The following is an 18,799-nucleotide window of genomic DNA, read 5'->3' on the forward strand; positions in this document are numbered from 1 at the left end:
GGCCCTGCCCCCCGGCCGAGGGCCCTGCCCCCCGGCCGAAGGCCGTGCCCTGCCCCCGGCCGAAGGCCCTGGTCCCCGAAGGCCTTGGCCGCTCGGGTCAGGAGCCGGGCAGCGCCACGTCGACGATCCCGACGAACCTGGTGCCGATGCCGTCATACTCGCTGCGGACCCAGCCGGCGGGCAATTCGGGCAGCTCACCGGGGTCATGGTGCTGGCAGTAGACGTAAGTGAATTCGGGCCACCATTTCTTCGGCCGGGCCGTCTCTTCGTGGCCGCACACGACGCACCGCAGCGAGGTCCAGACCGGCCGCTTGCCCGTGCGGTTGGCGCGCGACTGGGCCAGCCAAGCCGGCGGGTTGGTGTCCAGCGCGGCGAGTTCCTCCCGTGAGATTCGGGACGGGATGCCGTGGCGTTTGGCCATCTCCGGCGGGATATCGAGGAACTGGGCTGCTTCGCGTCTGGTAATCATCACCTACCACCATGGACCGGGGCGCCACCGGCCGCAACTTGGGGTTTCCTTGCGGTCGGGGGCCTGACCGGTCGGCCGCCTCGCGATACTCAGGTTATTTTCAGGATGAATCCTTTAGCTCCGTTGACAACGCCAGACAGGATGGGAAGCTGATCGAGGAGACGTTTTCGGCAGTGGCTAGGGGTGCCTAATAAATGCCTTGGGGGGCACGAAAATGAATGCAGAACACATCTGGGAAGTCCAGTTATTAGGGGGCTGGCAGATTCGCCGTGGAGGACTTCCCGTCAAAGTAACCATCCGGCAGCAGCGCCTCATCGCCGTTCTGGCCTTGTACGGCAGCCAGCCACGCGCGTTCCTGGCCGGACTGCTCTGGCCCGACAGCTCGGACAAGCAGGCAACGGGGAGCCTCCGGGAGACTATCTGGATGATCTCCCACCAGCTGCCTGGGTTGCTGGTGGAGAGCCGGGATCCGCTGGCCCTCGCTGCGGACGTGGTAGTGGATGTCCATGACATCGGCCGGAGTCTAGCCGCCCTGGATGGGGATCCCGGTGCCCGCCTGCGGCCGGAGATGCTCGATCGGCTGCGCACCGCCGAACTGCTGCCCGGATGGTACGAGGACTGGGTCATGGCAGAGCAGGAACGGTGGAAGCAATTGAGGATATCGGCGCTGGAACGTCTCGCCACGCGATATCTGGAGCGCGGCGAGACGGATCAGGCTACAGACGCGGCGGGATTTGCCATCGCCATTGAACCGCTGCGTGAAAGCGCCCAGCGGCTTTTGCTGGAGACGCACATTGCCGATGGCAACTATGCCCAGGCATTGCGGGCGTTCGAGGTCTTCAAATCCCGGCTCTGGAGGGAGTTCGGGGTGGAACCTTCGGCCAAGATTACAAAGATCATGGCGCCACTGCTCACCTAGCCGGCTACGGCGGGCGGCAGGGCGGCGCGGGCGGGACGGCTGTTAGCCTCCCGCCCGCACCGACTTACGGTTCGGCGGTCAGCGACGTCGCATAGAGATCCAACAGGGCCGGAAGCCCGCCGGACTCCATTGCCCTACGCTGCCGTTCGGCGCCGGTTCCCGTGGCGAAAAGCCGTTCAATGCTGGCATCCACCCACTCCGCATCGCCTTCCTCCTCCAGGGCTGGCCGGATGTAGCGCAGCAGCATGCCCACCACGTCCCGTGCCGGCAGCAGCAAGCCGGACTCCGGATCCACCAGTCGGTCGGCCAGGCCCTGCCGCCCGGCCTGCCAAACGGCGGCATCCAGCAGTTCGGGCTCCGGCTGCAGGAAAGAACGTGCTGCAGCTTCGTCGGCCAGCACTGTGGAGATCAGCCCCCGGATCACTGCCGCGATCAATACGGCGTCCTGGGCCTCGAGCTGCACATCTGCCGCACGGACTTCGAGGGTGGGGTAGCGGTCGGAGAGCCGTGCCAGCCACGTGAGGACGCCCCGGTCAATAATCACGCCGGAGTCCACCAGACGTTGGATGCGGCGTTCGTAGTCGGCGGCGTCGCGGAAGACCGGCGCGCAGCCCTGGACCGGCCAGCGGCGGTAGTGCACAATCCGCCAGCTGCCGAATCCGCTGTCGCGGTCCAGCCAGTACGGCGAGTTGGCGCTGAGCGCCACCACCGCCGGCATCCACGGCCTGATCCGGTTCAGTGCCTGCACTCCGGCTTCCTTATCCGGGACGGAGACGTGGACGTGCTGGCCGTTGACGAACTGGTCGGCCACAATGCCCTTGGCGCTGGCCTTCAGCTGGTGGTAGCGCTGATTGTCCGTGACCTCCGGGTAGTCGTCTTGGATCCGCGGTGCGGTGCCCGTGGCGGCGGCCCGTATGCCGGTTTTCCGGACAGCTGCATCGAGTTCCCGGCGGAAGTTCAGCAGTGACTCCTCGGCTTCGGTGAGCGTGGAGCAGACTGCGGTGGCGGTTTCGATCTGGCAGGTGAGCAGTTCGCGTTGGATTTCCCCGCGGGCCACATGCAACGATCCTTCGAGGTTTTCGGCGACCTTGTCCGCCATCGGGGCGGGCAGGCCGGTGGTCGGATCCAGCAGCAGGTATTCTTCTTCAATTCCCAGAGTCGCCAAGGGACACCTTTCTTCTGCTTCCATCTGCCGAAGCTCGGACAAAGCCGAGCCTAACCGATCAACCCGCGCTTGTGGGCGCGGTCAGGTCCGTCGTGCCCGGCCGGACGGCACGGAAGGCGCGGTACCGACGCGCAGGCGCGCGGCCGGCGTCGTACTCAGGAAGCGAGCAAACAACCCGGATGCGGATCACTGTGCACCCATAGCGCGGCGGCCGCCTGGTCACCCAGATCCAGCTCCCGCGCGGATCCGGTGGGGCCAAAACGAACCACCAGTGCACCGCCGAAGGGGCGCCTGCCGACAACTTCCACGCGGTCGTCGAGCCTGATCTGCTCGGAACTGAAGAAGCGCAGCAGATCGGCGTCGGCGTCACTGATCCGGGTGATTCGGCCGGTGTGACCGCCGTCGAGTTTCTCCAGCAGCACGGCATTGGGCACGTGCACCGTACCGTCCGCGGAGGGGATGGGGTCGCCGTGCGGGTCGCGCTGCGGATTGCCCAGCTTGGCTGCCATCCGGTTGATGAAGGTGTCGGAGACGGTGTGTTCAAGCAGCTCGGCTTCGTCGTGGACCTCGTCCCAGGCGTAGCCGAGTTCCTGGACCAGGAAGGTCTCCAGCACCCGGTGCCGGCGGACCATGGTCAGTGCCAGGCGGCGGCCGGCACTGGTCAGTTCAATGGCGCTGTACGGCCTGTGGTCCACCAGCTGCAGCTCCGCCAGTTTGCGCACCATCTCGGAGACCGACGAGTTGGCCACGCCCAGGCGCGCGGCCAGCTGGGAGGACGTGATGGGCTTGTCCTGCCATTCGGTGAAGGCGTAGATGACCTTGACATAGTCCTGCACACTGGACGAGCCGCTGCTGAGCGCGGTTTTCCTTGCCGGTGGCATGCGGTTTCACCCTTTCGTCGTACGTCCGTGAAGGACTGCAGGCTTACAGCCTGGTGCTGCTGGTTTCCGGCTGCACGGCGGTGCGCCGGCCCTCCGACCGGCGGCGTACCAACTGCCAGATTACCCCGGTTCGCGGCGCGGACAGGTAGACCACGAGGAAGACCAGGGCCTGGGCCAGGACCACCGCCGCACCGGTAGCGACGTCCAGATAGTAGCTGGCATAGATGCCGGCGACCGAGGCCGCGGCCGTGACCGATGCGGCGATGACCAGCATGGCGTCAAACCTGCGGGTCAGCAGGAACGCGGTGGCGCCCGGCGTAATCAGCATGGCCACCACCAGCACGATGCCCACTGCCTGCAGGCCGACGACGACGGTGAGCGCCAGCAACCCCAGCAGGAGCACCGACAGCCAGCGGGTGCTGAGGCCGATGGCGTGCGCGTGGACGCGGTCGAAGGCGAACAGAGTGAGATCGCGGCGCTTAAACAGCAGCACGCACAGGGTCACCGCACCCAGGCCAAGCACCTGCAGCAGTTCGCCGTCGCTGACGCCCAGAACGTTGCCGAACAAGATGTGCTGCAGATCGGTCTGGCTGGGCGTCTTGGAGATGATGGCCAGGCCGGCGGCGAAGAACGCGGTGAACACCACACCGATCACGGTGTCGCCCTTCAACCGGGTGGAGGAGCGGACGCCGCCGATCAGCGCCACTGCGGCCGCGCCGAAGACGAAGGCGCCGAGCGAGAAGGGAATGCCGATGATGTAGGCCAATGCAACGCCTGGCAGCACGGCATGGGAGACGGCATCTCCCATCAGCGACCAGCCCATCAGGATCAGCCAGCAGGAGAGCACCGCGGACACAATGGATGCCGCCAGCGTGACCAGCAGGGCGCGGGTCAGGAACCCGTACTGCAGCGGCTCCAGCAGCCAGTTAGCTAAGTCCACGGCGGGCTCCTTCCGCGGGGCCGATCAGCGCGGAGCCGAAGGCCAGGGCCAGATTGTCATTGGTGAGCACTTCCGCCGGCGATCCGTGCGCCAAAACTTTCTGGTGCAGCAGGATCGCCTCGTCGCACAACTGCGGGATGCCGGCCAGGTCATGGGTGGAGATCAGGATCGTCTTGCCCTCGTGGCGCAGCTCCTTCAGCAGGGTGATCAGGCCCGCTTCCGAGGCCTTGTCCACGCCGGCGAACGGCTCGTCGAGCAACAGCAGCCCGGCGTCCTGGGCGATGCCGCGGGCCACGAACGCGCGTTTCCGCTGGCCCCCTGACAGCTCGCCGATCTGGCGGTGCTGCAGGTGGCTCAAGCCCGTCCGTTCCAGCGCCGCCTCCACGGCTTCACGGTCCCCGCGGTGCGGCCGGCGCATGGGGCCGAGCCGGCCGTAGCGGCCCATCATCACCACATCCCGAACGGACACCGGGAAGGTCCAATCGACGTCTTCGGACTGGGGGACGTAGCTGACCAGGTTCAACTTCCGCGCTTGCCGGGGGGAGAGGCCGAACAGTTCCACCGTGCCGGAGGTCGGATGCGCCAGCCCCATCAGCGACTTGAACAGCGTGGACTTGCCGGAGCCGTTGACCCCGATCAGCCCGCAGATGGTCCCCAACGCTACCGTGACGCCGACGTCGTCCAGGGCCACGACGTCGTTATAGGCCACGCGCAGGTCGGCCACCGAGATGGCGGGAGCCTCGGCCGGGATGACATGTGTGCTCACGGTGCCAGTCCTTCCTTCATCAGGGAGATGTCATGCCTGATCAGGTCCAGATGAGTGGGGACCGGGCCGTCCGGTCCGGAGAGGGAATCCACATACAGCGGCGTGATGAACCTGGCGCCGGTGGCCATTGCTACCTGCCGCATCGATTCCGGGTTGACCGTCGATTCGCAGAACACCGAGGGGATCCGGTGCTGGCGGACCTGTCCAATGACTTCTTTGATCTGCCGGGGCGTACCCTCTGCATCCGAGTTCACCGGCCAGAGATACGCCTCGTGCAGCCCGGCGTCGCGGGCCAGGTAGGAGAAGGCCCCCTCACAGCTGACCAGGGCAGGAACGGCCGCCGGATCGGCGAAGGCTGCTTTCAGGTCTTCCATCACCAGGTCCAACTCATGACGGTAGGCCGCGCCGTTGCGCTGGAAATCCTCGGCGTGTCCGGGCACCAACTCGCTGAAGGCGCGGACGATGTTGTCCACGTAGATCTTGGCCGCTTCCGGCGACATCCAGGCGTGCGGATTCGGCCGGCCCTCATAGTTGCCCGCTGTGATGTTCACCGGCTCCACTCCGTCGCTGAGTACCACATGCGGCGCCGGGACCGCATTCAGGAACCGCGCGAACCAGCGTTCGAGCCCCAGCCCGTTGTCCAGCACGAGGTCGGCATCCTGCGCTTTGACCAAGTCCGACGGCGTGGGCTGGTAACCGTGGATTTCGGCGCCGATCTTGGTGATGGAGATGACCTCCACATGTCCGCCGCCGATCTTGTTGGCCATGTCGGCCAGGACGGTGAAAGTGGTCAGCACCAGCGGCCGGTCGCCCGCCGAGGCGGCAGCGGGCGGACGGGCACAGCCAGCCAGGGCCAGCACGGCAGCCATGGCCAGCAGGCACCCCTTCACCCAATATTTCGGCATGCCTAAATTTTGCCGGACGGGCGGCCTCAACACAAGCCGCGCGAACCCGTGACCGCACGCGGCCGCTCAGACCGCCCGGGCCCGCCAACTGTGGGTCAGGTACGGCAGGCCGATCGGCGCCCCGGGGGACTGGCCCAGATGGTCGTGAAGGTACCAATCGAGGTTGGCCAGCACCTTCGTCCGGGTTGCCTCGTTGGCGCGCAGGTAATAGCTGCGGGTCTTGGCCAGTTCCATCACGTCGAGCGTGCTGAGCGGATCCTGCCACCGGGTGTCGTGCCCTTCGAGTCCGCTGAACTCGGGACCGATGCGGGGATGGAAATCCGGCTTGAGCACGTCGCCCGCATGCATGATGCGCGTGAGCCGGTGCACCCACGGCACGCCGGTATCCAACTGATTCCAGACCAGCCCCAGGACGCCGCCGGGCTTCAGGATCCGGGCGGCCTCGGTGCTGGCCCGGAGCGGGTCTGTCCAGTGCCAGGCCTGGGCCACGGTGACAACATCCATGCTGGCGCCGGCAAGCCCGGTGTCCTCCGCGGTGCCCACCACCGTGGTCACGCCGGGCAGGTTGCGCTTGAGCTGGGCGAGCATGTCCGCGGACGGGTCGACCGCCACCACCTGCAGCCCCCGCGCGGCCAACGCGGCGGTGTATTTTCCGGTACCGGCACCCAGATCCGCGGCGGTGCGGGCGTTGGCCGGCAGCAGCCAGTCCACCGCGTCGTCCGGGTAGCCGGGGCGGATGCGGTCGTAGTGTTCGCCGCCCTGCTGGAAGGTGTCGCCGTATGCCCGGCGCCGGTCGTCGTCCATCCGGGGGCCGCCGTGTGCCACGTGGTGCTCCTTGTGCAGCGGCCGGCTACCGGCTCTCGCCGTCGGCTTCGATGCTGCCGGCTGCCGCGTCGTCGTACGCCGCCGTGGCCGAACCAGCCGGGCGCTGTCCGCGCAGTTCGGGGTTCAAGCGGTGCAGGGCCGCCTGGTGCAGCAGGCCGTTGGTGGCCAGCGCGTTGCCGCCGAACGGGCCGTCTTCGCCCTCCAACGAGCTGAACGTGCCGCCGGCTTCGGTCACGATCGGGACCAGGGCGGCCATGTCGTAGAGGTTCAATTCCGGTTCGCAGGCGATGTCCACGGCGCCTTCGGCAACCAGGCAATAGGACCAGAAGTCGCCGAACGCGCGGGTGCGCCAGACCGTTTCAGTCAGATCGAGGAAATCGTCCAGGTTGCCGCGCTCCTTCCAGCCGCCCAAGCTGGAGTAGGACATGGACGCGTCCTCCAGCCGGTCCACGGCGGAAACTTGAAGCCGGGTGGCTGCGGCCAGCGAACGCCCGGTGTAGGCGCCGGTTCCCTTGGCTGCCCACCACCGCTTGCCCAGCGCGGGAGCACTGACCAGGCCCACGACCGGCTGCCCCTCGTCCACCAGGGCGATCAGAGTGGCCCAAACCGGAACGCCGCGGACAAAGTTCTTGGTGCCGTCAATCGGATCGATGATCCAGCGGCGGGCACCGTGGCCGCTGCTGCCGAACTCCTCGCCCAGCACCGCATCGCGCGGCCGGGACCGGGAGAGCTGCCCGCGGATGGCCTCTTCGGCGGCGCGGTCGGCGTCGGTAACCGGCGTCAGGTCCGGCTTGGTCTCCACCTTCAGGTCAAGGGCCTTGAACCGGGCCATGGTCTGCGAGTCCACGGAATCGGCCATCACATGGGCCAGGCGCAGATCGTCGTTGTAGGTTTGCGGAGCGTGGGTCATAGGTTTCAACTTATCGGTAAGTGCGGTGCGGACGCGGGAGGCAGCGCCCGCAACCGGGTGCCGGAGCTAGACCGTGCCGAGCTCTTTGGCCTCCGGCCGTTCCTCGGCGCCGAGCAAACGGCGCAGCGACGCCAGCCGGGCCACCCCGGCATCTCCGGCCCCGCCGTCCGCGACGTAGGCGTCCAGGCCGCAGTCGATGGCCGCCGCGTCGTGCTTGCAGCCGCGCGCGCAGTCGGCCGTGCCGGGCTCCAGATCCGGGAAGGCGGACAGGATGCGGTCCGGATCCACGTGGGCCAATCCGAAGGACCGGATGCCCGGGGTGTCGATGATCCAGGTGCCGGCCGGCGCGTCCAGAACTTTCAAGGCCAAGGCCGACGACGAGGTGTGCCGGCCGCGCCCGGTGACGGCGTTGACCCCACCGGTGGCCCGCTGCGCCCCGGTCAGCGCGTTGACCATGGTGGACTTGCCCACGCCCGAGTGGCCCAGCGTGACGGTGACCTTGCCGTCGAGGTAACCGCGCAGTTCCGCCACGGCCTCGGTATCCAGCCGGGCGGAGAGGCCCTCGTCGGAGAGCGTATCCACGCCGGAAGCGTCCACGGCCGCGGTGCGGCTGACGATCACCGGCAGGTCCAGATGCTCGTAGTTGGAGAGCAGTTCGGCGGGGTCCTTGAGGTCCGCTTTGGTGACGCACAGCAGCGGGCTGATCCCGGCGTCGTACGCGGCCACCAGTGCGCGGTCGATGAATCCTGTTCGAGGTTCGGGATTTGCTGCGGCCACCACAATGACGAGCTGATCCGCATTCGCTACCACCACGCGTTCCACCGGGTCGGTGTCGTCCGCGCTGCGGCGCAACAGGGTGCGGCGTTCCTCCACCCGGACCAGACGCGCGAGGCTGTCCGGTTCGCCGGAAACATCGCCGACCAGTGCCACGAAGTCTCCCGCCACCACCGGGGTGCGGCGCAGTTCCCGGGCACGGGCGGCCACGACGACGCGCTCGCCGTCGGTGTCTTCATCGACGACGGCGGTGTAGCGGCCACGGTCGACCGTTACGATCCGGCCGAGCTCGGCATCCTCGTGCGCGGGACGGTCCTTGGTGCGCGGACGCGTTCCGCGCTTGTTGGGACGGATGCGCACATCCGATTCATCCCAGCTTCCAGTGCTGCGACCCACCGTCAGCCCTCGGTGGCCGAGGGCGCGGGTGCGGCAGCGTACATTTCCTGCCAGAGCTGCGGGAACTCGGGCATGGTCTTGGCCGTCGTTCCGATGTCCTCGACCTCCACGCCGGGCACGGCCAGGCCGATGATGGCACCTGCGGTAGCCATCCGATGGTCTTCGTAGGAATGGAACAAACCGCCGTGCAGCGGCCGGGGGCGGATCAGCAGTCCGTCGGCCGTCTCCTCCGCGTCGCCGCCCAGGCGGTTGATCTCCGTCACCAGGGCAGCCAGTCGGTCGGTTTCGTGGCCGCGCAGGTGGGCGATACCGCTCAGGCGGGACTCGCCGTCGGCCAGCGCGCACAGGGCGGCAGCGGTGGGAGCCAGTTCGCTGGTATCGGCCAGGTCTGCGCCGGTGATCTTTTCGCCGCCGATCACGGTCAGCGTCCCATCCTCCAGCGTGACCGTGGCGCCGAGCCGCGGCAGGATGTCCCGCCAGGCGTCGCCCACCTGGGTGGTGGAAGCCGGCCAGTTCGGCACCCTGATCCGTCCGCGCGTGGCCAAGGCGGCGGCCAGGAACGGACCGGCGTTGGAGAGATCTTGCTCGATCCGGGTGTCGAAGGCGCGGATCGGGCCGGGGGAGACCACCCAGTGGTTCGGACGGGAATCGTCCACGCTCACGCCGAGGTCGCGCAGCAACCGCACCGTCATGGCGACGTGGTCCAGGCTCGGCACACGCTCGCCGACGTGCTCCAGATGCAGGCCGTCCCGGAAACGCGGGCCCACCAGCAGCAGGGCGGAGACGAACTGCGAGGACGCACTGGCATCGATCGCCAGATGCCCGCCTGCCACGCTGCCGGTCCCGGTGATGTGGAACGGGAGGCTGCCGCGCCCGCCGTCGTCCACTGCCACGCCCAGTTGGCGCAGCGCGTGGATGGTGGGGGACATCGGCCGGCGTCGTGCCGCGGGGTCGCCGTCGAACTCCACGTCACCGGTGCACAGCGCCGCCAGCGGCGGCACGAACCGCATGACAGTGCCCGCGAGGCCGCAGTCAACACCGGCGCGGCCCAGCGGACGCGCCGGATCAACCGGTTCCACCAGCAGGTCGGGGCCGAACCGGCCGTCTCCCTCCGCTTCGGTAATCCGGGCGCCCAGGGACCGCAGCGCTTCCACCATCAGCACGGTGTCGCGTGAGTGCAGCGGTGCGCGCAGCCGGGACGGACCGTCGGCCAACGCGGCGAGCACCAAATAGCGGTTGGTCAGGGACTTGGAAGCGGGGATCTGGACCGTTGCGTCGATCGGCTTCTCGGCATAAGGAGCCGGCCAGCTGTTGGCAACCATGGGCATTTCGTTCAGGATCCCACCACATCCGCGGTGGCTTCGCGCACTACGCGTTCCGCCTTTTTCAGCTGTCTGCGGGCGTCCTTGCCCATCGATTCCGCATTGCGCCGGGCGCCCTTGCTGATGGAACGGACGTTGCGCCGGGCATCTGCCGCAAAGTGCTCGGCCCGCCAGACCAGCCCGGGCCGCCCGGCGGTGTCGACGGCTGCCAGCATGACGGCTCCGATCAGTGACAGATTCTTCAACAGCCGGTTGCGGCGCATTCGCCTGGCTTCCGGCGTGGCGGAATCAGCAGTCCGGTATTCCACCAGCGTGTTGACGGCGGTGGTGCCGGCCAACAGGGCCGCAGCAGGCCGGGAGAACTTGCCCATGCCCAGCAGGACGCCGGCACCCACCTGGACGGCGCCAATGACCCGTGCAATGGTCTTCTCTTGCCCTGCCAACGCTCCTGCCGCGGGAAGGACGGATTCTGTCTGCTGCACCAGCGGCCGCAGTGACGCAGCCGTTTCGTCAGCGTGGCGCAAACGGTCAAGACCGGTGGCTACAAAACTGGTGGCCAGCAGGGGACGGGCGGCAAGGCGGACGATTGACATGGAAGCCTCCTGGGCGTCGGCGTGCGTCGAAGGAATCTGTGCCCTACCCCTCGGCCGGACCGCGGGAAGGCGGCACTGGACACTAGTCTGGCACTTTTGTTGGCACCGCACACCTTACGGAGAGGTTTGGCATCATCCGCAGGGAATAGCCGGGCGGCAGCGGACGTTACGCCTGAGAGGAAATGCCGGGGCATTGTCTCCGTTTTAGGACGTGTCAGAACGAAGGGAAAACCTGTGACTACAGCGCTTGCCGAACCAGCCCACGCCGGGCCGGTAGACGGCGCAGCATCGGCCCAGGGGTTCGTGAAGCTCAGCGTAGACTGGGAGCCAATGACGACTGAGAATTCGGACGCCGCCAAGAACCGCAGCACCCCCGGAACAACGGGGCAGCCGGATGAGGTTGACGTCCAGACGGAAACTGCCGAGCAGCGCCGTGCCCGCTTTGAACGCGACGCGATGCAGTATGTGGACCAGCTGTACTCGGCCGCGATGCGGATGGCACGCAATCCCAGCGATGCCGAGGACCTGGTGCAGGAGGCCTACACCAAGGCGTTTTCGGCGTTTCATCAGTACAAGCCGGGGACCAACCTCAAGGCCTGGCTGTACCGGATCCTGACGAACACTTACATCAACCTCTACCGGAAGCGGCAGCGCGAACCGCAACAGTCCAACACGGACCAGGTAGAAGACTGGCAGATGTTCCAGGCTGCCTCCCACACTTCCTCAGGACTGCGGTCCGCGGAAGCGGAGGCATTGGACCATTTGCCGGACTCTGATGTGAAGGACGCCCTCCAAGCCATCCCGGAGGAATTCCGGCTGGCCGTTTACTTCTCGGATGTAGAGGGCTTCGCGTACAAGGAAATATCGGAAATTATGAACACCCCCATCGGTACCGTGATGTCCCGCCTGCACCGGGGACGCAAGCTGTTGCGCGAACTGCTTGCGGATTATGCGCACGAACGCGGCATGAGCGGTACCAAGGACAGGAAAAGCGCCGCAGCGGCGGTGGGGACACAACAGGAGAACGTCAAATGAGCGACTGCCACGGACTGGGCGACTGCGAAGACGACCGGATGCAACGGATTTACGAGTACGTTGACGGCGCACTCTCCCGCGACGACCTCGCGGAAATTAAGGCGCATCTGGACAGCTGCCAAGAGTGCGCCGAAGAACATAATCTTGAATGCCTGATCCGCTCGGTGGTGAGGCGCTCTTGCCAGGAGGCGGCACCGCAGACCCTGAAGGAACGCATCCTGGACAGGATCGGCCACATCAGGGAATCGGACACCGTCTAGTCTTTTCGGCGGGCCCGCTCTCCGGATGCAGTGCCGCCGTCCAACACACGACGGAAGAACCCCCGCCGCCCAATCGGGCACGGGGGTTCTTCGCTCAGCAGCATCAGCCGCGCGGGCTGGTGCCCAACCGCTTAGGTGTTGGGGCGCTTGCTGTGGTTTGCGCCGCCGCGCTTACGGTCACGACGCTTGCGTGCACGCTTGCTCATGGCTGCCTCCTTTGCTGGTTGAAAAAGAACTGCGCACCAGTCTTTCATACGCCCGCTCCTGCTCCTAACTGAAGGAGCTGCACGTCACTGAAGGAGCTGCACGCCGGAAGTCAGCGCAGGGCCGCGGCAATGGATGCCTTGGCCTGGTCCAGCACCGTGCGGATGGTCTGCACGGCGAGTTCGTCTACCGTTCCGGTGGCGCTGCGCCGGCGCAAGCGCACCCGCACGTCGTCGCGGAAGTCGTTGAGCAGGTGCTCCAGTTCCTTCACCGTCCGAAGCCCGGCGGCGTCGGCCGCGCGCGGAGAGGTCCTGGCTTTGCTGCGGGCGGCCTCGGCCGAGGCGGCAAGATCCGCCCGCAGCCCCTTCATGGAACTGCGCAGCTCGTCCCGCAATCCATCGGCGAGGCGCCGCACGGACTCGGAGATATCAGCTTCGACGTCGGCCAGCTCGTCCTGGCGGGCGGCCAGTTCCTGCCGTCCGGCTGCGGTGATGCTGTAGACCATGCGCCGTCCGTCCGAGGTGGTGTCGACCAGTCCCTCCTCCTCCAGTTTGGCCAGCCGGGGGTAGACGGTGCCCGCGCTAGGGGAGTAGGTGCCGCCGAACCGGTCGCTGAGGGCGCGGATGATGTCATAACCGTGCTTGTCCCCGTCTGCCAGCAAGGCGAGCAGATAGAGCCGCAAGGCGCCGTGGGCGAATACGGGAGCCATCAGTTCACCTGGCTTCCGGCAGTGTCCCGGTGGAAAACAGCCAAGGTCCCCGAGACTGTCGTGGAGCGGACGGTGAGTCCGCGGCCTTCGGGACCTATCCGGGTCTTCACTTTCTCCGAGAAGCCGAAGAACTTTTGGTCGTTCACGGTGATGCTGCCGGTCGCCGACGAAGCGGCCACATCCACGCCGTATTGTTCGGGCACCCGTACGGTGACGTTGCCGGACACGGAGTTGACGGCCAGGTCCTGAGGTGTGCCCTGCAGGTCGAAGCTCAAGTCGCCGCTGACCGTGCTGGCCCGGACATGGTCCAGGTCGCCGGAGGCGGTGACCTCGCCGGAGACGCTCTTGGCCGCCAGCGTGCCCCGGTGGCGGCGGACGATGATCTCGCCGCTGACAGTATTGACGGTGAGCATGCCGGCAGTTTCGTCGGCCATCATGGACCCTGACACGGTGTTCAAATCCGTGCTGGCGGCAATGCCGGATACGAGGCCGTCGCCGCTGACGGTGGAGGCCTTCACGGAAACGTTCCGTGGCAGCGCGATGCTGATCACGGCCTCCTCCCGGTAGCCGGAGACCGCCAGGTTGACCTGCCGTGCCAAGAATCCCAAGGGGCCCTCGGCGCCCTTGTTATGGCTGATCTCCAGCGTGCCGCCTCGCAGGGTCATCTCCAGCGGCGCGCCGGTGACTTCGGAGACCTCCACCCTGACAGCCGGCTCGTCGTGCACGATGATGTCCAGCCGCCCTTTGACGATGGAGGCCTTGAGCATGCGGACTCCGTCAACGTCGATGGTTTGTGGACCGTCGATGCTCCACGTATCGTTCATGGCTTGTCCTGACTGATGGCGATACACCGCTCCCAACGCGATATATCTCGTAATGAAAGACACGATATATCGCGATAGAGAGGCTGACAAGGGTACGCCCGGAAATACAGGAAAGGCGGGACCGGAGCATAGCCGGTCCCGCCGCCTGGGCAGTGCAGGTGCTGACCCGCTCTCCAGCGGGCGCGGGTCGTTAGAAGGGCTCGGGCAGATCCAACCACGGATACCAGCCCCGATGCAGGACCAACCAGGCGAGCAGGCCGTAGCCCGCCTGGCCCGGAGCCCCGCCGTTGCTGGCCAGATCGGTGCGCCACTGCTCGTGGTTGAGCAAAGGTGTGAAGGTGTCGACGTAGACGTGTTTACGGCGCGTGGTGACATCGCCGAAGGCCGTCGACAGCTCGGCAAGTTGAGCATTGCGCTGGGCATCCAGTCCGGGCGGCGGACCCACTACGAAGACCTTGACGCTGAGCTGGGCCGCGCCGTCGAGAATGTTGGCCAGGTTCAGGCGGCTGCGGGCCGTGGACAAGCCGAGGTCGAGGTCGCGGGCGGACAGACCGATGATCAGCCGGTTTTCGAAGCCGTCATCGAAACGCCGTCCGGCTTCTTGAAGCCATCGGCCGGCCAGCTCCTCCGTTCCTTCGTTCGGCGATGCGAGGACGAAGGATTCCAAGGTGGCTGGTTCAGGGTTGGTGCGGGCCAGCGTACGGCCCAACCAACCGAGGGCGCGCGGGTCTCCCACGCCGGCCAGCAGTTGTTCACCCACTGCGGCGATCCTGATTCTGCGTTGCTCCACGAGTAGCTTTCTGGTTCGACGGGCTGGAGACGGTGCTTAAAAGAAAGTGGGCGGGGCGCCCTGCGGCCCCCCGCCCAACATCCTACTTACCGGCGTTCAAAGGCCTTCTTGACCAGAACGTCCTGTTCCACAGCGTGGCGCTTGGCCGAGCCGGTGGAGGTCGCAGCGGAGGCCGAGCGGGAAACCAGGCGCACCGGCATGTCGAGAGCCTCCGGAAGGTACAGACCCATGAACGGCCACGGACCCTGGTTGCCGGGCTCGTCTTGGGCCCAGACCACCTCGGCGTTCGGGTACTTCGCCAGTTCGGCCTTGATCTCCTCGACCGGCAGCGGGTACAGCTGCTCCACCCGGATGAGCGCGGTCTTGGTGTCCGAGTTCTTCTGGCGTGCGGCCAGCAGATCGTAGTAGAGCCGGCCGGAAACCAGCACCACGCGGTCCACGTCATTGCCGTTGAGGTCCTGGACATCGCCGATGACCGGCTGGAATGTTCCGGTGGTGAAGTCCTCGACCTTGGCGGCAGCAGCCTTCAGCCGCAGCAACTGCTTCGGTGTGAAGATAATCAGCGGCTTCCGCGGGCGGCTGTAAGCCTGGCGGCGCAGCAGGTGGAAGTGCGAGGCCGGGGTGGTCGGGTTGGCCACGATCATGTTGTCCTCGGCGCACATCTGCAGGAAGCGCTCGATCCGGGCCGACGAGTGGTCGGGGCCCTGGCCCTCGTAGCCGTGCGGCAGCATCAGCACCAGCGAGGAACGCTGGCCCCACTTCTGCTCGGCCGAGGAGAGGAACTCGTCGATGATGGTCTGGGCTCCGTTGACGAAGTCGCCGAACTGCGCCTCCCAGAGCACCAGCGCATCCGGGCGCTCCACCGAGTAGCCGTATTCGAAGCCCATGGCCGCGTATTCGGACAGCAACGAGTCATAGATCCACAGCTTGGCCTGATCGTCCGAGAGGTTGCTCAACGGGGCCCACTCTTCGCCGCTCACGCGGTCGTGGAAGACTGCGTGGCGCTGCACAAAGGTACCGCGGCGGGAGTCCTGGCCGGCCAGTCGGACGGGGACGCCTTCCATCAGCAAGGAGCCGAACGCAGCCAGTTCGCCGAATCCCCAGTCGATGTTGCCCTCGCGGGACATCTGCTCGCGGCGCTCCAGCAGGGCCTTCAGCTTCGGGTGGACGGTGAAGTCTTCCGGAATTTCCAGATGGGCCTTGCCGATCTTCGCCAGCGTCTCCGCGGAGATGGCGGTGCCGGACGGCACGTTGTCCGTGTCCTCGGCCTGCTGCGAGAGCGGGCGCTCCAGATCGGACACTGCGGCGGAGTCCTTGGTGATGATCGGGAGCGGCGAGGTCTGCGCGGCATGGGTTTCGGCGAAGACGCGCTCCAGCCGTTCCTGGTAGTCGCGCAGCGCCTGGTCCGCCTCGTCCTGCGTGATGTCGCCGCGGCCTACCAGCGCCTCGGTGTACAGCTTGCGGGTGGAACGCTTGGCTTCGATCAGGTTGTACATCATCGGCTGCGTCATCGAGGGATCGTCGCCCTCGTTGTGTCCGCGCCGGCGGTAGCAGACCATGTCGATGACGACGTCCTTGTGGAAGCGCTGGCGGTACTCGTAGGCCATCTGGCCGACACGGACCACGGCCTCCGGGTCATCGCCGTTCACGTGGAAGACGGGAGCCTGGATCATTTTGGCCACGTCGGTGGAGTACACCGAGGACCGCGAGGAATGCGGCGAGGTGGTGAAACCGACCTGATTGTTGACCACAATGTGCACGGTGCCGCCGGTACGGTAGCCGCGCAGCTGGGAGAGGTTCAGGGTTTCCGCAACGACGCCCTGTCCGGCGAAGGCAGCGTCGCCATGGATCATCACCGGCAGCACCGGGAACTCGTCGCCCCGGTCCAGGCGGTCCTGCTTGGCGCGGACAATGCCTTCCAGCACCGGGTCAACGGCCTCCAGATGGGAGGGGTTGGCGGCAAGGTAGACCTTGGTCTCGTTGCCGTTGTCGGAGGTGAACTTCCCTTCGGTGCCCAGGTGGTACTTCACGTCGCCGGAGCCCTGGACGCTGCGCGGGTCCTGGGTGCCCTCGAACTCGCGGAACACCTGTGCGTAGGTCTTGCCGGCAATGTTGGTCAGCACGTTCAGCCGGCCGCGGTGGGCCATGCCGATGGCGACTTCATCCAGGCCGTCGTCGGCGGCATCGGAAATCACTGCATCCAGCAGCGGAATCAGGGATTCTCCGCCCTCCAGCGAGAAGCGCTTCTGGCCCACGAACTTGGTCTGCAGGAAGGTCTCGAACGCTTCGGCGGCGTTCAGCTTGCCCAGGACGCGCAGCTGCTCTTCGCGGCTGGGCTTGGCGTAGGGGCGCTCCAGCTCGTTCTGGAACCACTCGCGTTCGGCCGGATCCTGGATGTGCATGTACTCGATGCCGGTGGTGCGGCAGTAGGCATCGCGGAGCACACCGAGGATGTCGCGCAGCTTCAGGCGGTCGGCGCCGCCGAATCCGCCGGTGACCCATTCCCGGTCCAGGTCCCACAGGGTCAGGCCGTAGGTGTTGATGTCCAGGTCCGGGTGCTTGCGCTGGACGTATTCCAGCGGGTTGGTGTCCGCCATCAGGTGGCCGCGCACGCGGTACGCATGGATCAGCTGCTGGATGCGGGCAATCTTGTTGACCTGCAGCTCCACATCAACCTGGTTGTCCGAGCGCCAGCGGACCGGCTCGTAGGGGATGCGCAGCGCTTCGAAGATCTCGTCGTAGAAGCCCTGCTCGCCCAGTAGCAGCGATTCGATCAGGCGCAGGAACTCGCCCGACCCGGCGCCCTGGATGACGCGGTGGTCGTAGGTGGAGGTCAGCGTAATGATTTTGCCGACGCCCTGGGCGGCGATGGTTTTTTCGCTGGCACCGCGGAATTCGGCCGGGTACTCGAGGGCACCGACGCCAACGATGGTGGCCTGGCCCTTGGACAGCCTGGGCACGGAGTGCACGGTTCCGATGCCGCCCGGGTTGGTCAGCGAGACGGTGGTGCCGGCATAGTCGTCGGCGGTCAGCTTGCCGGCGCGGGCCCGTTTGATCAGGTCCTCGTAGGTATGCCAGAACTCGGAGAAGTTCATGGTCTCAGCGCGCTTGATGTTCGGCACCACCAGCAGGCGGCTGCCGTCAGGCTTGGGCATGTCGATGGCGATGCCGAAGTTCACGTGGGCCGGCTGGACCGCCGCCGGCTTGCCGTTGATCTCGTCATAGTGGACGTTCTGGCTGGGGAACTGGCCCAGCGCCTTGACCACGGCGTAGCCGATCAGGTGGGTGAAGGAGACCTTGCCGCCACGGGCGCGGGCCAGATTGGAGTTGATCACCACGCGGTTGTCGATCAGCAGCTTGGCCGGAACTGCGCGCACCGTGGTCGCGGTGGGCACGCTGAGGCTGGCGTCCATGTTGGTGGCGATGGCCTTGGCCGGGCCGCGGAGCACGGAGACGGTGTCTTCTTCGGCGACTGCGCTGGGCGCGGACTTGGGCAGCTGGGCCGGGATCGGTGCCGGCTTCGGCTCCGCCTTCGCGGCGGGCTTGGCCGGGGCAGCGGCCGTGTCGGTGGAGGTATTCGGTGCCGGCTCGTTGTCGGCGGGAATCGGCTTGGTTCCTGCCCGATCGGTGGCGGTGCTCTCACCCGAAGCCTTGGGCGTGTCCTTCACCGGCGCGGGGCGGGACGGAGACTGAGCCGAGGTGGGGGCGGACGAAGTGGCGGTGTTGTCGTTCACGCTGCCGGCGCCATTGGCCGCCTCGAAGATGCTCCACCATTTCTTGTCCACGGAATTCTTGTCCTGGAGGTACTGCTCGTAGATTTCGTCAACGAGCCATTCGTTACCGCCAAATTCCTCGGGTAGACGAAGGTTGGGATGCTCTGGCACTTGTAATACGCCTCTTCCGTGAGTTGCCGCTTGCCCTTGCAGATCACACGCTTCCCTGGCTGCCTTCCGGACCTGCCGTCAGCAGCGGAATTGCGAGTGCGCGTCTGGCGCGCACTAGATCTGGACCAGTAGCCAGTCTAATGACACTTTTGCAACGCAGGCTAATCTTTACCACCCGTGCCGCCGAACGGCACCCCGATTCGTTCCCGGCGCCGGTGCCTCTAGACT

The 18,799-nt window shown here is 66.5% G+C and carries 18 protein-coding genes; 3 read left to right on the forward strand and 15 right to left on the reverse strand.

The genetic code is table 11. The annotated features are described in order from the left end of the window. Positions 1 to 97: 97 nt before the first annotated feature. Positions 98 to 469: a hypothetical protein gene (locus AB0N75_RS09570; protein WP_364648485.1), complete on the reverse strand. Its 372-nt coding sequence runs from the start codon at positions 467 to 469 to the stop codon at positions 98 to 100. Positions 470 to 683: 214 nt separating this feature from the next. Between AB0N75_RS09570 and AB0N75_RS09575 the strand changes: the two genes are divergently transcribed. Further along, entirely contained in the window at positions 684 to 1,388 is a 705-nt protein-coding gene (locus AB0N75_RS09575) for a BTAD domain-containing putative transcriptional regulator (RefSeq protein WP_364648488.1), read from the forward strand. 64 nt (positions 1,389 to 1,452) lie between these two features. Here AB0N75_RS09575 and AB0N75_RS09580 read toward each other — a convergent pair whose 3' ends face one another. The 10 genes from AB0N75_RS09580 to AB0N75_RS09625 form a co-directional block, all read right to left on the reverse strand. Beyond that, complete coding sequence (locus AB0N75_RS09580) at positions 1,453 to 2,553, reverse strand: glutamate--cysteine ligase (RefSeq protein WP_364648491.1); 1,101 nt, start codon at positions 2,551 to 2,553, stop codon at positions 1,453 to 1,455. Between the two features lie 155 nt (positions 2,554 to 2,708). Beyond that, positions 2,709 to 3,434 carry a metal-dependent transcriptional regulator gene (locus tag AB0N75_RS09585; RefSeq protein WP_364648493.1) on the reverse strand — a complete coding sequence of 242 codons (726 nt, stop codon included), beginning with the start codon at positions 3,432 to 3,434 and terminating at the stop codon, positions 2,709 to 2,711. Positions 3,435 to 3,477: 43 nt separating this feature from the next. Continuing rightward, positions 3,478 to 4,374 (reverse strand): metal ABC transporter permease, encoded by an 897-nt coding sequence (locus AB0N75_RS09590; RefSeq protein ID WP_364648496.1) that lies wholly within the window; start codon positions 4,372 to 4,374, stop codon positions 3,478 to 3,480. Then, the gene (locus AB0N75_RS09595) at positions 4,361 to 5,140 is read right to left on the reverse strand and encodes a metal ABC transporter ATP-binding protein (protein WP_364648499.1); all 780 of its coding nucleotides are present in this window, start codon (positions 5,138 to 5,140) and stop codon (positions 4,361 to 4,363) included. Before AB0N75_RS09595 ends, AB0N75_RS09590 begins: the two co-directional genes overlap by 14 nt. After that, positions 5,137 to 6,045, reverse strand: coding sequence for a metal ABC transporter substrate-binding protein (locus tag AB0N75_RS09600; RefSeq protein ID WP_364648502.1), 909 nt, complete (start codon positions 6,043 to 6,045; stop codon positions 5,137 to 5,139). The genes AB0N75_RS09595 and AB0N75_RS09600 overlap by 4 nt, the downstream gene beginning before the upstream one ends. 66 nt (positions 6,046 to 6,111) lie before the next feature. Beyond that, positions 6,112 to 6,870: a class I SAM-dependent methyltransferase gene (locus AB0N75_RS09605; RefSeq protein WP_364648505.1), complete on the reverse strand. Its 759-nt coding sequence runs from the start codon at positions 6,868 to 6,870 to the stop codon at positions 6,112 to 6,114. 25 nt (positions 6,871 to 6,895) lie between these two features. Then, on the reverse strand, positions 6,896 to 7,780 hold the full coding sequence (gene hisN, locus AB0N75_RS09610; protein ID WP_364648508.1) for a histidinol-phosphatase: 885 nt from the start codon (positions 7,778 to 7,780) through the stop codon (positions 6,896 to 6,898). A gap of 66 nt (positions 7,781 to 7,846) precedes the next feature. Beyond that, a complete protein-coding gene (gene rsgA / locus AB0N75_RS09615) occupies positions 7,847 to 8,950 on the reverse strand; it encodes a ribosome small subunit-dependent GTPase A (protein WP_364648511.1) in 1,104 nt (367 codons plus the stop codon). Positions 8,951 to 8,952: 2 nt separating this feature from the next. Continuing rightward, complete coding sequence (gene aroA, locus AB0N75_RS09620; protein WP_364648514.1) at positions 8,953 to 10,278, reverse strand: 3-phosphoshikimate 1-carboxyvinyltransferase; 1,326 nt, start codon at positions 10,276 to 10,278, stop codon at positions 8,953 to 8,955. A 5-nt stretch (positions 10,279 to 10,283) separates the two neighbouring features. Continuing rightward, a complete protein-coding gene (locus tag AB0N75_RS09625; protein ID WP_364648517.1) occupies positions 10,284 to 10,865 on the reverse strand; it encodes a DoxX family membrane protein in 582 nt (193 codons plus the stop codon). Between the two features lie 330 nt (positions 10,866 to 11,195). Here AB0N75_RS09625 and AB0N75_RS09630 point away from each other — a divergent pair, with 330 nt between their 5' ends. After that, complete coding sequence (locus AB0N75_RS09630) at positions 11,196 to 11,900, forward strand: sigma-70 family RNA polymerase sigma factor (RefSeq protein ID WP_364648520.1); 705 nt, start codon at positions 11,196 to 11,198, stop codon at positions 11,898 to 11,900. Continuing rightward, positions 11,897 to 12,160 (forward strand): mycothiol system anti-sigma-R factor, encoded by a 264-nt coding sequence (gene rsrA, locus AB0N75_RS09635; RefSeq protein WP_364648523.1) that lies wholly within the window; start codon positions 11,897 to 11,899, stop codon positions 12,158 to 12,160. The genes AB0N75_RS09630 and rsrA overlap by 4 nt, the downstream gene beginning before the upstream one ends. Positions 12,161 to 12,476: 316 nt before the next feature. Here rsrA and AB0N75_RS09640 read toward each other — a convergent pair whose 3' ends face one another. The 4 genes from AB0N75_RS09640 to AB0N75_RS09655 form a co-directional block, all read right to left on the reverse strand. After that, entirely contained in the window at positions 12,477 to 13,073 is a 597-nt protein-coding gene (locus tag AB0N75_RS09640; protein ID WP_364648526.1) for a PadR family transcriptional regulator, read from the reverse strand. Next, positions 13,073 to 13,897 (reverse strand): DUF4097 family beta strand repeat-containing protein, encoded by an 825-nt coding sequence (locus tag AB0N75_RS09645; protein ID WP_364648529.1) that lies wholly within the window; start codon positions 13,895 to 13,897, stop codon positions 13,073 to 13,075. Before AB0N75_RS09645 ends, AB0N75_RS09640 begins: the two co-directional genes overlap by 1 nt. Before the next feature lie 190 nt (positions 13,898 to 14,087). Beyond that, positions 14,088 to 14,687, reverse strand: a complete 600-nt coding sequence (locus tag AB0N75_RS09650; RefSeq protein WP_364648532.1) for a GDSL-type esterase/lipase family protein — start codon at positions 14,685 to 14,687, stop codon at positions 14,088 to 14,090. 86 nt (positions 14,688 to 14,773) lie between these two features. Continuing rightward, positions 14,774 to 18,571: a multifunctional oxoglutarate decarboxylase/oxoglutarate dehydrogenase thiamine pyrophosphate-binding subunit/dihydrolipoyllysine-residue succinyltransferase subunit gene (locus tag AB0N75_RS09655; RefSeq protein WP_364648535.1), complete on the reverse strand. Its 3,798-nt coding sequence runs from the start codon at positions 18,569 to 18,571 to the stop codon at positions 14,774 to 14,776. Positions 18,572 to 18,799 lie beyond the last annotated feature (228 nt).

The organism is Arthrobacter sp. NPDC089319, from assembly GCF_040684925.1.
Lineage (GTDB): Bacteria > Actinomycetota > Actinomycetes > Actinomycetales > Micrococcaceae > Crystallibacter.